The organism is Paenibacillus pasadenensis (assembly GCF_002864175.1).
GTDB classification, from domain to species: domain Bacteria; phylum Bacillota; class Bacilli; order Paenibacillales; family Paenibacillaceae; genus Paenibacillus_O; species Paenibacillus_O pasadenensis.
Genome location: NZ_NFEZ01000003.1, coordinates 899,702 through 912,864 on the forward strand (window position 1 = coordinate 899,702; position 13,163 = coordinate 912,864).

At 66.2% G+C, this 13,163-nt stretch carries 13 protein-coding genes; all 13 read right to left on the reverse strand.

What is annotated here, in order from left to right; genetic code table 11:
* Positions 1-15 precede the first annotated feature (15 nt).
* The 13 genes from B8V81_RS07510 to B8V81_RS07570 all read right to left on the reverse strand — a co-directional run bounded on the left by B8V81_RS07510 (position 16) and on the right by B8V81_RS07570 (position 13,084).
* On the reverse strand, positions 16-672 hold the full coding sequence (locus B8V81_RS07510; RefSeq protein WP_101808063.1) for a WcaF family extracellular polysaccharide biosynthesis acetyltransferase: 657 nt from the start codon (positions 670-672) through the stop codon (positions 16-18).
* Positions 669-1,889, reverse strand: coding sequence for a glycosyltransferase (locus B8V81_RS07515; protein WP_052333605.1), 1,221 nt, complete (start codon positions 1,887-1,889; stop codon positions 669-671). Before B8V81_RS07515 ends, B8V81_RS07510 begins: the two co-directional genes overlap by 4 nt.
* 27 nt (positions 1,890-1,916) lie before the next feature.
* Positions 1,917-3,065: a glycosyltransferase gene (locus tag B8V81_RS07520; RefSeq protein ID WP_052333604.1), complete on the reverse strand. Its 1,149-nt coding sequence runs from the start codon at positions 3,063-3,065 to the stop codon at positions 1,917-1,919.
* 16 nt (positions 3,066-3,081) lie between these two features.
* Entirely contained in the window at positions 3,082-4,455 is a 1,374-nt protein-coding gene (locus B8V81_RS07525) for a hypothetical protein (RefSeq protein ID WP_101808064.1), read from the reverse strand.
* 4 nt (positions 4,456-4,459) lie between these two features.
* Complete coding sequence (gene gmd, locus B8V81_RS07530; RefSeq protein WP_028600484.1) at positions 4,460-5,455, reverse strand: GDP-mannose 4,6-dehydratase; 996 nt, start codon at positions 5,453-5,455, stop codon at positions 4,460-4,462.
* Positions 5,456-5,498: 43 nt separating this feature from the next.
* Positions 5,499-6,431, reverse strand: a complete 933-nt coding sequence (locus tag B8V81_RS07535) for a GDP-L-fucose synthase family protein (protein ID WP_028600483.1) — start codon at positions 6,429-6,431, stop codon at positions 5,499-5,501.
* Positions 6,432-6,459: 28 nt separating this feature from the next.
* On the reverse strand, positions 6,460-7,107 hold the full coding sequence (locus B8V81_RS07540; RefSeq protein ID WP_052333616.1) for a sugar transferase: 648 nt from the start codon (positions 7,105-7,107) through the stop codon (positions 6,460-6,462).
* A 104-nt stretch (positions 7,108-7,211) separates the two neighbouring features.
* The gene (locus B8V81_RS07545) at positions 7,212-8,201 is read right to left on the reverse strand and encodes a polysaccharide pyruvyl transferase family protein (protein WP_101808065.1); all 990 of its coding nucleotides are present in this window, start codon (positions 8,199-8,201) and stop codon (positions 7,212-7,214) included.
* 5 nt (positions 8,202-8,206) lie between these two features.
* Complete coding sequence (locus B8V81_RS07550; protein WP_101808066.1) at positions 8,207-9,631, reverse strand: lipopolysaccharide biosynthesis protein; 1,425 nt, start codon at positions 9,629-9,631, stop codon at positions 8,207-8,209.
* Positions 9,632-9,723: 92 nt separating this feature from the next.
* Positions 9,724-10,623, reverse strand: coding sequence for a glycosyltransferase (locus tag B8V81_RS07555; RefSeq protein WP_028600480.1), 900 nt, complete (start codon positions 10,621-10,623; stop codon positions 9,724-9,726).
* 1 nt (position 10,624) lies between these two features.
* Entirely contained in the window at positions 10,625-11,539 is a 915-nt protein-coding gene (gene galU / locus B8V81_RS07560; RefSeq protein ID WP_043111928.1) for a UTP--glucose-1-phosphate uridylyltransferase GalU, read from the reverse strand.
* A 92-nt stretch (positions 11,540-11,631) separates the two neighbouring features.
* On the reverse strand, positions 11,632-12,330 hold the full coding sequence (locus B8V81_RS07565; RefSeq protein ID WP_028600479.1) for a CpsD/CapB family tyrosine-protein kinase: 699 nt from the start codon (positions 12,328-12,330) through the stop codon (positions 11,632-11,634).
* Positions 12,311-13,084 (reverse strand): YveK family protein, encoded by a 774-nt coding sequence (locus B8V81_RS07570; RefSeq protein ID WP_043111925.1) that lies wholly within the window; start codon positions 13,082-13,084, stop codon positions 12,311-12,313. The genes B8V81_RS07565 and B8V81_RS07570 overlap by 20 nt, the downstream gene beginning before the upstream one ends.
* Positions 13,085-13,163 lie beyond the last annotated feature (79 nt).

A 13,163-nucleotide genomic window follows, 5' to 3' on the forward strand; every position in this document is an offset into this window, starting at 1 on the left:
GCTTGATGCCGATTGTCAACCGGCGTTCCGTCCTGCGCGGCGGTCCTTCTGGAGTCCGCCGTCCGTCATGGCCTCGCCTTCCGCGACTCCCGCGCCTCCCGCGCCTTCCGCGCCGTCCTTGACGATCCGGCGCTTCACGAACGCCGCCGGCGTGCCGGCATGCACCTCGCCGTCCGGCACCGGACGGGTGACCGTGCTGCGGGCGGCGACGACGCCCATGACGCCGACCGTCACGCCGGGATAGACGAACGCGTCGCTCGCGACCCAGGCGCCGTCGCGGAGGACGATCGGCCGCGTCACCAGGCCGAAGCGAGGATCCTCGATGTCATGGGAGCCGGTGCACAGATAGCTGCGCTGCGAGACGACGCAGTGGGCGCCGACCTCGATCCGGTCGAGGCTGTAGAACTCCGCTTCGTCGCCGATCCACGACCAGTCGCCGATCGACACTTTCCACGGGTAGGTGAAGCGCGCCGTCGCCCGCACCTGCACGCCGCGCCCGATCCGCGCGCCGAACAGCCGCAGCAGGAAGCGCCGCCAGCCGTACATCGGATGCAGCGAGTAGCGGAACAGGCTGCCCTGCACGAGCCACCAGAGCAGCACGACCGCCCCGCTCCGTCCGCGCGAGTACCCGCTCTGGTCGTACCGGTCGAGCCGGATGCGGTTCGCGCTCATGAGCCCCAGGTCAGGCCGGCTTGAGCGCCGCGCCCGCTTCCGGCCCGGCCGGCCTCTCCGGCGAGCCTGCGATATTCCTGCTCCAGCTGCGCGGCGACCTGCGACCACTCGTAATACTGCGAGGCCATCGCGCGGCCGCGCTCGCCCATCCGCTCCCGCAGCTCGGGATCGTCCAGCAGCTGGCAGGCCGCGTCCGCGACCCGGATCGGGTCGACCGGCGTCGCCAGCCCCGCCCCTTCGGCGACGACCTCGCGCCAGATGTTGACCTTGTCGGAGATGACGACCGGCACGCCGCAGGCCATCGCCTCGACGACGGCGATGCCGAAGTTCTCCGAGTACGAAGGCAGCAGGAACAGGTCGGCGTCGCGCAGCACGGCGAGCTTGTCCGTCCCGGTCAGCATGCCGGTGAAGATCGCGAACTCGCTCAAGGACGCCGCCTTCAGCCAGTCGCGCACCCTCTGGCCGTAATTCTCGTCATCCGGTCCGGTCAGCACGAGCACCGTATCGGGATGGCGCCGATGGATGTCGCGGAACGCCTCGACCAGCACGTCGAGCCCCTTCTTGAAGTTGATGCGGCTGAAAAACAGCAGCATCCTCTTGCCTTCCAGCAGCTTGTAGCGGGAGCGGAACGTTCCTTTGGGCGGCAGCTCGCGGTAGTCGGAGGAGTTGATGCCGTTCGGGACGACGAAGCCGGAGCTTCCGTGCACGTACGGCTCGGCGAGCAGCAGCTCTTCCTCGGTCGTGTAGTGCAGCGCGTCGGCGCGGCGGATGTTGCGGTCCTCGAACAGCGTCTCCATGATTTTCTTGCGATAGCGATGGCGGGCATGCATGACCGGATCGAGCGTCCCGTGCGGACGGACGATGTACGGCACCCCGTGCTTGCGGGCGTAATGGCCGGCAGCCATCCCGTGGAACAGATAGAGCGAGTGGATATGCACGATGTCGAAGCGCGGCATCTCCTTTTTCAGCGCGGCCGCCATCGCCGGCGAGGTGCGCCAGAACTTCGGCTGGATGACCGGGAAGTACCGGATGTCCACGCCGTTCTTGCGGATCGTCCGGTCGGTCGGCACCTCCAGCACGCCGCTTCCGTCCTGGTTGGTCGTGAAGATCGTCACGTCGTGGCCGCGCGCCGCGAGGGCCGCCGCCATCTCCATTCCGGCCTTTGCCGGGCCGCCGTAGCGGGGCGCCAGATTGGCGATCACATGCAGGATGTTCATGCCTTCACTTCCCTGTTCTCAAAATGGTCAGCCGGACAGCTTGCCCGTGCTGCGCAAGGAGCCCCCTGCGGGAACGGCCGCATCGCCGCCGATCCGCTGCAGGATGTCATGCAGTCTTGCCGTATAGTTCGCGTAGCTGAAATGGCCGAGTCCTTCGGGCACTTCCCCGCGCGGCTTGGACAGCAGGCGCAGGATGCCCCCCTGCACCTGCTCCGGATCGGCCGGATCGATCAGCTCGCCGAGCTTGCCGTGCATCAGCGCCTCGCTGCTGCCGTCCTTGCTCGAGGCCAGCGCCGGCACGCCGCAGGCCATCGCCTCCAGCAGCACGATGCCGAAGCCTTCGCCGTGGCTCGGCATCGCGAAGCCGTCGGCAAGCCGGTAGTGGTCGGCTTTTTCCTCCTCTGCGATCAAGCCCGTGAACACGACGGCATCGTCCACGCCGAGGGCGGCGGCCTTCGCCTCCAGCCGCGCGCGGTCGCTGCCGTCGCCCACGATCAGATAGCGCAGGCGAGGCACCTGCCGCCTCAGCGTCGGCAGCGCCTCGAGCACCTCGTCGAAGCCCTTGCGCCGATCCTGGCCCGCGAGCCGTCCCAGCGTCATGACGATCCGGTCCTGCGGCTGCAGCCCGTAGCGCTCCATGAGATAAGCCGGCCGCGGCCCCGGCGTGAACTGTCCCGGCTCGAACGAGTTCGGCAGCACGTAGGACGGAATGCCGGCCAGGCCCGTCCAGCCGCAGAAGCGGTCCAGCGTCAGCCGGCTGACCGAGATGACGGCGTCCAGCTGGCTCAGCGCCCAGCCGGTGCCGCCGCGCGTCACCGGGTCCCAGGCGTCGATGCCGTGGATGATGAGCGCCAGCTTGGCGCCGGTCATTTTTTTGGCGAGCGCCGCGAACGGCAGCAGATTGATATGCCCGCAGAGGATGACGTCGCTGCCTCTCGCCCGTCCCAGCAGCGAGCCGAGCACCGTTTTCAGATAGCGGGGCTTGCTGTTCAGGCCGGCCGTCACGTAGTCGAGCTTCGGCGGGAGCTCTCCCGGCGGATAAGGCATGATGCGGGGGATCGCCGTCGCCCGCTCGACCTGCGGACTGGAGCAGACGGCGCCGAGCAGGTCGCGGTTGAACTTGGCGATGCCGCCGTGTCCGCCATAGGCGTCGGTGAGCAGTACAAGCGGCTTCATGGCGTCATTTCTCCCTTCAGGTTGGCATCGGAGCGGCTGTCCGGCCGAGCGCTCCGGAGGCGGAGCGGCTCGGCTCGCCGTCCGTCAGCACGGCCCAGCAGGCCGCCAGCAGGAACAGGTAGACGAACTGCTCCAGGATGTTCGTCGAGATGCAGAGGACGAAATTGACGACGACGAACACGTACAGCTGCAGGCTGCGGCTCCGCAGCTTGCGCAGCAGGCCCGGCGCGGCCGCGATCGCCGCCGCCAGCAGCAGCGACAGCGACAGCAGGCCGTACTGGGTCAGGATCGAGTTGAACGTGCCGTCCATGATCTGGTGGTCGAGCTCGACCTCGAGCTGCTTGTTCAGGTTGACGCCGGCATTCGTGCCGTAGCCGATGCCGTCGCCGAACAGCACGACGCTCAGCGGATTCGAAGTGAAGAAGCCGGTCAGCATGTCGATCCGTCCGCCCTCCACCTGCGCCTCGACGATGCTGCCGCGGTCGGCCATCAGCGTCGCCGCCTGCACGCCGCCCGTGAGGGCGAGCAGCGAGAAGCAGATGATCGCCGGCGTCAAGTACGCCGATCCGGGGCGCTTCCTTCCGAGAAGCACCTTTTCGACGAGCAGGAAAAACACGATCAGGAAGCAGCCGATGATCGCCGAGCGCGTGCCGGACATGCCGGCGACGCCGAGCGCGAGCAGCTGCAGGAGCGGCCCCAGCCTGCGCTGGACCCGGCCGAGCCGCGGCCGGGCGGCGTACAGGATCATCGCGCTGCCGAGCGCCAGGTAGCCGGCGAGCGAGATGCCGCCGAACGTGCCGATCAGCCGCAGCGAGAACGGATTCACGACGCCGAACCGGCTGGTGAACAGCGCGTACTGGATCGCCAGCACGATGAACTCGACCAGCAGCAGCCAGCCGATGCAGCGGGCGAGCGCGCGGATGAACTCCGGTCGGCCGCGCATCAGCCCGATCGCTTTGACGCAGAACAGGATCAGCAGCAGCGAGCGGCCTCCGGCCGCGACCTGATAGAGGTTGACCGTCGACTCCCGATAGGCGAGCACGGCGGTGCCATACAGGAGGAGCAGGATCACAGGCAGGTAGTGCGCGGCCAGCCGGTAGCGCTCTTGCCTGCGCATGTCGATCCAGAAGAACAGCCCGAGCAGCGCGACCATCAGGATGTCCTTGACGTACCGGAGGCTCGGTCCGAACAGCGGCTCGCCGATCGCGAACTTGGCGTAGGAGACGCGCATGTTCGCGATATCGTTGAGCGCCTCCGGCAAATAGGCCATCGAGGCGAAGATGAAGTAGGCGATCAGCCCCCGGCGCGCCCAGTCCTCTAGCGACGTCCCCCTCAAGCGGCCGCTCCGGCGGAAAGCGGGCTGCAGCGGCTGCGAGCTTGCCATGGCCATGGCGCTAGGCGTTCACGCTCATCGCGTGCAGGTAGGACGCCTCGTGCTGGACGCGCTTCAGGTCCTCGTCGACCATCATCTTGACGAGCTGCTCGAAGCCGACCTCGAGCGTCCAGCCGAGCTTCTCCTTCGCCTTGGCGCAGTCTCCGAGCAGCAGGTCGACCTCCGCCGGCCGCTGGAACTCGGGATCGATGACGACGTAGTCGCGGTAGTCGAGGCCGACATGGGAGAACGCGACGTCCAGCAGCTCGCGCACCGTGTGCATCTCGCCGGTCGAGATGACGAAGTCGTCCGGCTCGTCCTGCTGCAGCATGAGCCACATCGCCTTGATGTAGTCGCCGGCGAAGCCCCAGTCGCGCAGCGCGTCGAGGTTGCCCATGCGCAGCTCCTTCTGCAGGCCGAGCTTGATGCGGGCGACGCCGTCGCTCACCTTGCGCGTCACGAACTCGATGCCGCGGCGCGGCGATTCGTGGTTGAACAGGATGCCGGAGCAGGCGAACATGCCGAAGCTCTCGCGGTAGTTGACCGTGATCCAGTGGCCGTACACCTTGGCTACGCCGTACGGGCTGCGCGGATAAAACGGCGTCGTCTCCTTCTGCGGCGTCTCGACGACCTTGCCGAACATCTCGCTGCTAGACGCCTGGTAGAAGCGCGCGCTCGGCTTGACGATGCGCACCGCCTCGAGCATGTTCGTCACGCTGATCGCCGTCAGATGGCCGGTCGCCAGCGGCTGCGGCCAGGATGCGGCTACGAACGATTGCGCGGCCAGGTTGTACACCTCGTCCGGATCGGAGACGCGCACCGCCTCGATCAGCGAGGCGAGGTCGGTCAGGTCGCCGGACACCCAGTTGATGCGGTTCTTGATGTGCTCGACGTTCTCGTAGTTCGGCGTGCTCGTGCGCCGGCGCATGCCGTACACCTGATACCCTTGGCCGAGCAGGAACTCCGCCAGATACGATCCGTCTTGACCGGTTACCCCTGTGATGAGCGCTTTTTTCATATGCCGCATCCCCCTATTGGATGATAGATTTTTGGTTGAAAAGCTAAGCCAGCGCCGCTTGCCGATAGCCGGAGTACACCTGGCGGATGCCGTCCGCAAGCGGGGTGGAGGCGCGCCAGCCGAGGCCGTTGATGCGGCTCGTATCGACGAGCTTGCGCGGCGTGCCGTCGGGGCGGGAGGCGTCGAACGCCAGCCGGCCCTCGTAGCCGACGACGCCGGCGATCAGCTCGGCCAGCTCGCGGATCGCGATGTCCTCGCCGACGCCGATGTTGACGATGTCGCTGCCGTCATAATGCTCCATCAGATGCAGGCAGGCGTCCGCCAGATCGTCCGCGTGCAGGAACTCGCGGCGCGGCGTGCCGGTGCCCCAGATCTGCACCTCCGGCGCTCCGGATTCCTTCGCCTCGTGGATCTTGCGCAGCAGCGCCGGCAGCACATGGCTCGTCTCCAGGTCGAAGTTGTCGTTCGGACCGTACAGATTCGTCGGCATCGCCGAGATGAACGTCGTGCCGTACTGGCGGTTGTACGCCTGGCACATCTTGATGCCGGCGATCTTGGCGATCGCGTACGCCTCGTTCGTCGGCTCCAGGTCGCCGCGCAGCAGGCTGTCCTCCTGCAGCGGCTGCGGCGCCAGCTTCGGATAGATGCAGGTCGAGCCGAGGAACAGCAGCTTCTTCACGCCATGCCGACGCGCCGCGTCGATGACGTTCGTCTGGATGAGCAGGTTGTCGCGGATGAAATCGCCGCAGTAGTCGTTGTTGGCGACGATGCCGCCGACCTTGGCGGCGGCGAGGAAGACGTACTCGATTCCCGCCGAGGCGAAAAACGCCTCGACCGCCCCCGCGTCGCGCAGGTCGAGCTCGCGGCTCGTGCGGCCGATCCGATTGGCGAAGCCTCTGGACTCGAGCGCCCGCCAGATGGCCGAGCCCGCCAGTCCGCGATGGCCGGCGACGTAGATGGCCGATTGCTTGTCCATGTCCTTCCGCTCCTTTTTGCTGATGGGATTAAAACGCGTCCTTGCTGCCGAGCAGCACCCGCACGGTCCGCAGCAGGATGCGCGCGTCCATGCCGAGCGAGCGCTCGCGCACATACTGCAGGTCGAGCTCGACCATCTGCTCGAACGTCAGGCTGCTGCGTCCGCTCACCTGCCACAGCCCGGTGCAGCCGGGCGTGACGTCGAGCCGCTGGCGGTCGTAAGGCGTATACTCCGCGACCTCGCGCGGCAGCGGCGGCCGCGGGCCGACGAGCGACATGCTGCCCTGCAGCACGTTGACCAGCTGCGGCAGCTCGTCGATGCTCGTCTTGCGGATGAAGCGGCCGACCCGCGTGATGCGGGGATCGTTCTTCATCTTGAACATCGCTCCCTGGACCTCGTTCTGCGCGAGCAGCTCCTTCAGCCGCTCCTCCGCGTTCGAGACCATCGAGCGGAACTTGAACATGCGGAACGGCTTGCCGTCCTTGCCGACGCGCGTCTGGTAGAAAAAGACGCTTCCCTTCGGATCCTCGAGCTTGATCAGCAAGCCGATCAGCACGAACACCGGACTGAGCAGCACGAGGCCGATCAGCGAGCAGCCGACGTCAACCGCCCGCTTCATGCCTTCGTACAAAGCGATCTGCCGCGCCTGGGCCGGACATCCGCCTCCCGCCGCCATCATTTCCTCGCTTCGGTCTGGATATGCCAAGTGAACCGTTCCCCTTTCCTTGGATTCGTTCGACCGGCGGCCGCCCGCCGGTCCGTTCGCCCGTCGTTCCCCGATCAGTTCGCCTGCTCGGCCGTCGACAGCTCCGCTCCCGGCACATCCCTCGTCCAAGCCTGGTAATAGCTCATGTTCTTGCCGTAGGAGTTGTCGAGGACGACATGGGGCAGATCCATCAGGCTGGCGAGGATGTGGCCGTGCAGCCGGGAGGTGACGATCATGCGGTAGGAGCCGAACTGCCTGACCGCCTTGTCCACCAGATGCTGCGAGTAGCGGTACCAGACGCGCTGCAGCAGCCCCCGGGCTGCCGTGAAGCGGTACAGCTTCATGATCAGCACGATGCCTTTCCGCTCCGCCGGATGGTAGAGATGCTGCCAGTCCTTGCTCTCCGAGCCGCCGGCCTTCCGCTCCAGCTTCTCCTGCTCGGGCGTCTTCTCGACGTCCGTCCGCAGGAAGAACAGCGTGTCCTTCGTCGGATGCTCCGGCGCGGCGATCGGATACAGCTGATGGGCCATGTCGGGCGACAGGTAGACCTGCACGTTTTTGAACTTCTTGCTCGCCATCTCGTACGAGAGCGAGTCCCGGACGTACAGATGCAGGTCGGGATGGCGGTTCAGGATGCTGGCCGTGCGGCCGAAGTTCAGCTCGCTCTTGTAAAAGATCGTCTGCGGCAGCACGACGATCCGGTTGCCCGGATAGCGCTCCACGACGCTCTCGCGCAGCAGCTGATGCTTGGCGTACAGGTCGCCGAAGTTGCCGCCGCCCTGCAGCACGAGGATGACGCCGGGCGGCACGCGCAGATCGTCCGGGAAGTCGGCGACGCTGTAGCGGGCCTTCACGCGGATGCCATGCGCCTGGAAGAAGGCCTCGGTTCCTTTCATGATGAGGATGTCGCCGATGTTGCTGTAGACCGGGTAGTCGATGTAGATGATTTCCGAGCCCTTCGGGATGCTCTTCGTAATGAGCGACAGCCTCTCCTTGAGCTGCTCCATCGGATGCAGGCCCAGGCGGCCCGCCGCGAGCGGCGATTCGATCTCGGTCTTGCCCATGCGTCTCATGCTCCCCCTTCGGCGGCGGATGCCGCCTTTTTTCTTGCTTGGATTCGAGCCTTCAGAAACTTCAGGTCCTCGCTGCCGGACAGGATGCGGCGGATCGGGACGCCGAACAGCAGCTTCATCGAGGCGATCGAGAACGCCATCCGGATGAACGCGCCGCCGAGCAGCGCGAGCGCCAGTCCTTCCAGTCCCCAGAGCGGGACGAAGGCGAAGAACAGCCCGATCGTCGCGGCGAGCGCGACCAGCTGCCGCACGAGCACCATGCCCGGCCGTCCCATCGCGTTGAACGCCGAGGCGAGGATCCAGGAGCCGCCGCCGACGATGCACTCGATCGACAGCAGGTAGAACGCGGCGCTCGAGCCGGCGAAGTCCGGGCCGAACACGAGGCCGATCAGGCGGCCGCCGATCCACATCGCCGGCACGACCGCGAGCGTCATGAGCGCCATCGACAGCCGGAACGCCCGGCTGACCGAGGCGATGACGACCTCCTTGCTCTCGCCCGTCACCTTCGGGAATACGACGCTCGTGATCGCCGTCTGCACGACGTTGAACATGCGGGACAGCGCGTAGATGACGGAGTAGACGCCAAAGTCGCGCGGCGCCAGCAGCGCCAGGATGATCAGCTTGTCGAACTGGCCGTACAGCGTGCCGAGCAGGTCGGTGCCGTACACGCGGCTGCCGTAGCCGAGCAGCGGACCGGCGACGCGCCGGCTCCACGCTTGCCGCAGCGGCGCCAAGCCGAGCTCGTCGCGCAAGGCGTACAGCGCCGCCGCGATGACCGCGCCGGTCGTCGCCAGATAGACCGAGGCGGCGGCGGTCAGCGTCAGCGCTCCCGCCGCCCACAGCGCCGCCAGTCCGGCGAGGTTGAGCAGCGGCACGTACAGCCGGAGGCCGTTGTACACGCCGAACCTCGCGCGGCTCTGGGCGGCGGCGGCGATCAGGTTCGCCGCCAGCGCCATCGGCACGGCGAGCGCGGCGTAAAAGCGGGCCGCCGCGATCGCCTCGGCGCTATAGCCGTCCATCCACTGCGGCAGCAGGAACCAGGCGAGCGTGCCGGTCAGCAGGCTGACCGGAAGCAGCAGCGAGAAGGCGAGCGCCGCCGCCTCCCGCAGCGCCGCGCCGCGCTTCACCTGGTAGATCAGCGACGTCGGCAGCCCGAAGCCGGTCAGCCCGGCGAGGAAGGCCGGCCAGAACAGGATCGCCGCCAGCTCGCCCTTGCCCTCCGCTCCGAGCAGGCGGGCCGTCAGGATGGAGCTCAGCGTGCCGAGCAGCAGGATGAGCAGGTTGACGCCGCTCGTGCGGGCGATCGTCGCCAGCGCGCCTTTGCCGCGGAGCGCGCCGGCCAGGCGGCCGATCCGGCCCCGCCGCCGGGATGGCGGCTGCGCCGGGAGCGCGATTTCCGGCCGGATCGGGTCCAGACTCATGAGCGATTCTCCTTTTTCACTAAAAATTATTCATTATGCGACCATAAGAGCGTCAGCTCGCCCGGCCGCGCGCCGCCGCAGCCGTCCGCTCCTTACTTGAACCAGCCGAGCCTCCCGGCAATATAGCCGTTGCTGTACTGGATGCGCCGCAGCTGCACCATCTGCTTCTGCGGATTCGGCAGCGAGAGCAGCAGCAGCAGCGCCGACGGGCCGATCTTGAGCGCCTGCTTTAGCATGTAGGCCGCTCCCCGGCCTCCGCGCGCGGCGTCGCTGATGCCTTGCCAGTACACCCGGCGCAGGAACCACTTGCGGCTAATGCGGCTGCGGTCGATTTTATGGTCGACGGCCGCATGCGGCGTGTAGTAGACGGTGCTGCTCCGGCGGATGCGGCCGATCAGCTCGCTTTCCTCGTTGGACAGCAGGCTGCTGCCGACGCGGCCGAGATCCTCGCGGAACGGCTCATGCTCCCGGAACAGCGCGGCCCGAAACGCGACGTTCGCTCCGAACGGGATGCGCGGCGCCTCCATTTCGACGACGCGCGGCGCGAAGTCCAGCACCGTGTAGAGCGTCTTGAACGCCTCCGGCAGCCAGTCCGGCTCTCCGCCCTCCCACACCGGGTCGATGCGTCCGCCGACGCAGCCGATCGCCGGGTCCCGCTCGAACACGTCGACGATCGCGCCCATCCAGCCCGGCCTCGCCACCGCGTCGTCGTCGAGGAACAGGATGTACTCGCCCCTCGCCTCGCGGATCGCCCGATTGCGCGCGGCCGACAGGCCGAGCTTGTCCTCACGGATGCAGCGCACCCGCTCCGGGCCGACGCCGGGTCGTTCCTGGATGCCGCGGATCGCATCCGCCGTGCCGTCGGTCGAGCGGTTGTCGATGACGAGCACCTCGTACTGCGACTCGTCGACCTGCTGGGCGAGCACGCTTTCCACCGCCTCTCGCGTGTCTTTTGCACGGTTGTGCGTGCAGATCGCAACAGTCACCTTCATGCTACTCGCCCCGCGCCGCCATCAGGCCCCGGCCGAGCTCGCGCTCGAGCATCTCGCTCATCTCCGACAGCAGCGGATGGCGCAGCTCAGGGTTGCGTATCGCGAACTCCAGCGACGTCAGGATGAAGCCGAGCTTTTCCCCCACGTCATAGCGGATGCCTTCGAAGTCGTAGGCAAATACGCCCTGGCTCTCGTTGAGCCGCTGGATCGCGTCGGTCAGCTGGATTTCTCCGCCTGCGCCGACCTCCTGCCTCCCGAGAAAGTCGAAGATCTCCGGCGTCAGCACGTACCGGCCCATGATCGCCAGATTCGACGGCGCCTCGCCCGGAGCGGGCTTCTCGACGAAGCGGCTGACGCCGTGCAGCCGGCTCTGCGGCACTTCGATATGGCCGATCGGATCGACGATGCCGTAGCGATGCGTCTGGTCGACGCCGACCGTCTGCACGCCGATGACCGACTTGCCGGAGCGCTCGTACTGCTCGATGAGCTGCTTCGTGCACGGGATGTCCGACTGCACGATGTCGTCGCCGAGCAGCACCGCGAACGGCTCGTCGCCGATGAAGTTGCGGGCGCACCAGACGGCATGGCCGAGCCCCTTCGCTTCCTTCTGGCGGATGTAGTGGATCTCGACGTTGGAGGAGCGGCGCACCTTTTCGAGGATGTCGAGCTTGCCCTTCTCCGCCAGCGTATGCTCGAGCTCGAAGGCGATGTCGAAATGATCCTCGATCGCCCGCTTGCCCTTGCCGGTGACGACGATGATGTCCTCGATGCCGGATTCGATCGCTTCCTCCACGATGTACTGGATGGTCGGCTTGTCGACGATCGGCAGCATTTCCTTCGGCATCGCCTTCGTCGCGGGCAGGAACCTCGTTCCGAGCCCTGCGGCAGGGATAATCGCTTTCCTTACTTTTTGCATGCCCCTCATCCCTTCTTTGGATCGAATTGGTGGTTGACGCTCGGCCCGCCCTGCTCCGGTCCGGGCCGGTCTGTCCGCGGACAGCCTCGGCTTCAGCCCTGCTGCTCTTCCCCGCCGTAGTAGTAATAGTAATAGCCGCTACCGCTCGAGCGGTCCACGTTGTTGAGCACGACGCCGAGCAGCCGCGAGCCGGCCTGCTCCAGCACCGCCTTCGCCTTGCGGGCGATATCGCTCTTCACCTTGCCGGAGTCGATGACGAGCAGCACGCCGTCGCATTTGCCGGCGACGATCTGCGCGTCGGTCACCGCCATGATCGGCGGCGTATCGATGACGACCCGGTCGTAGCTGCCCTTGGCCAGCTCCAGCAGCGACGTCATCGCCTTGGAGCCGAGCATCTCCGACGGATTGGGCGGCGTCTGGCCGGCGGTCAGCACGTCGAGTCCTTCCACCGACGTTTCCTGGATGCCTTGGGCGAGGCTGCATCTTCCCTGCAGCACGGAGGTCAGTCCCGCGCGGTTCGACAGTCCGAAGATATGATGCTGCGACGGCTTGCGCATGTCCGCGTCGATGAGCAGCACCTTCTGTCCGGTCTGCGCGAATGTCACCGCCACATTGGCCGATGTCGTGCTTTTTCCTTCTCCGGCTCGGCAGGAAGTGACCATGAGCAGGTCGACCGGCTCGTCGACGCCGGCATATTCGACCCCCGTCCGCAGCATGCGGTACGACTCGGAGATCGGCGATTTCGGATTGTTCTGGGCGATCAGGCTCCAGCTACGCGTCGAGCGTGACATTGCTTTTCCTCCCTACTCGGCCCGCGGCCGGCAACGGTTTCTTGTCCCGATGCGTGCCGGCTGGCGGCAGCGCCTCGCTGTCCTTGAATTTCGGAATGACGGTCAGCACCGGAAGCCCGAGCACCTCCGCGACATCCTCCTCGGTCTTGATCGTATCGTCCAGATACTCCAGCAGGAACGCCAGGCCCAGCGCCGCGAGCAGCGAGAGCGCCAGCGCCATCGCGATGTTGAGCTTCGCGTTCGGGGCGACCGGGGCGGCCACCGCCTGCGGATCCGCCTGATTGAGGATCGAGACGTTGTCGACCTGCAGCAGCTTCGGAATCTCGTTGGAGAACACGACGGAGACGGCGTTCACGATCCGCGCCGCGCTCTCATAGCTGCCGTCCCTGGCCGTGACCGACATGACCTGCGTGTCGTTGACCGAGCTGACGGTCACCTTGCCGGCGAGCTCGCCGGCCGTCTGATGCAGCTGAGGATATTCCTCGGCGACGATTTGCATGATGCGCGGCGTCTTGATGATTTCCTTGTAGGTTTTGATGAGCTGGATATTGCTGTTGATGAGATTCAGATCCAGACTGGACATCAGCCCTCCGCCATCCTTTACCTGGCCGACGAGCAGCTTGGCCGAGGCTTCGTACTGCGGCTTCGCATACCAGTAAGAGTAGGTCGCCGCGAGCGAGCCGCTGATGACGACGATGGCCGCGATCATCCAGAGGCGCTTGCGGATAATGAACAGGTAGTGGTTGAGTTCCAAGATGTCCCCTCCAAATGAGAATTCTAAACGAGTTATTAAATAGTTTTAATTATTCGAAACGAGAACTTTCAAGGAAAAA

Bases quoted from the DNA above. Each gene is read 5' to 3' on its own strand.
- galU (WP_043111928.1), bottom strand. From the start codon at position 11,539: ATGCAAAAAGTAAGGAAAGCGATTATCCCTGCCGCAGGGCTCGGAACG.
- B8V81_RS07545 (WP_101808065.1), bottom strand. From the start codon at position 8,201: ATGGGCAAGACCGAGATCGAATCGCCGCTCGCGGCGGGCCGCCTGGGC.
- B8V81_RS07525 (WP_101808064.1), bottom strand. From the start codon at position 4,455: ATGGCCATGGCAAGCTCGCAGCCGCTGCAGCCCGCTTTCCGCCGGAGC.
- B8V81_RS07535 (WP_028600483.1), bottom strand. From the start codon at position 6,431: ATGGACAAGCAATCGGCCATCTACGTCGCCGGCCATCGCGGACTGGCG.
- B8V81_RS07515 (WP_052333605.1), bottom strand. From the start codon at position 1,889: ATGAACATCCTGCATGTGATCGCCAATCTGGCGCCCCGCTACGGCGGC.
- B8V81_RS07540 (WP_052333616.1), bottom strand. From the start codon at position 7,107: ATGGCGGCGGGAGGCGGATGTCCGGCCCAGGCGCGGCAGATCGCTTTG.
- B8V81_RS07510 (WP_101808063.1), bottom strand. From the start codon at position 672: ATGAGCGCGAACCGCATCCGGCTCGACCGGTACGACCAGAGCGGGTAC.
- B8V81_RS07520 (WP_052333604.1), bottom strand. From the start codon at position 3,065: ATGAAGCCGCTTGTACTGCTCACCGACGCCTATGGCGGACACGGCGGC.
- B8V81_RS07565 (WP_028600479.1), bottom strand. From the start codon at position 12,330: ATGTCACGCTCGACGCGTAGCTGGAGCCTGATCGCCCAGAACAATCCG.
- gmd (WP_028600484.1), bottom strand. From the start codon at position 5,455: ATGAAAAAAGCGCTCATCACAGGGGTAACCGGTCAAGACGGATCGTAT.
- B8V81_RS07555 (WP_028600480.1), bottom strand. From the start codon at position 10,623: ATGAAGGTGACTGTTGCGATCTGCACGCACAACCGTGCAAAAGACACG.
- B8V81_RS07550 (WP_101808066.1), bottom strand. From the start codon at position 9,631: ATGAGTCTGGACCCGATCCGGCCGGAAATCGCGCTCCCGGCGCAGCCG.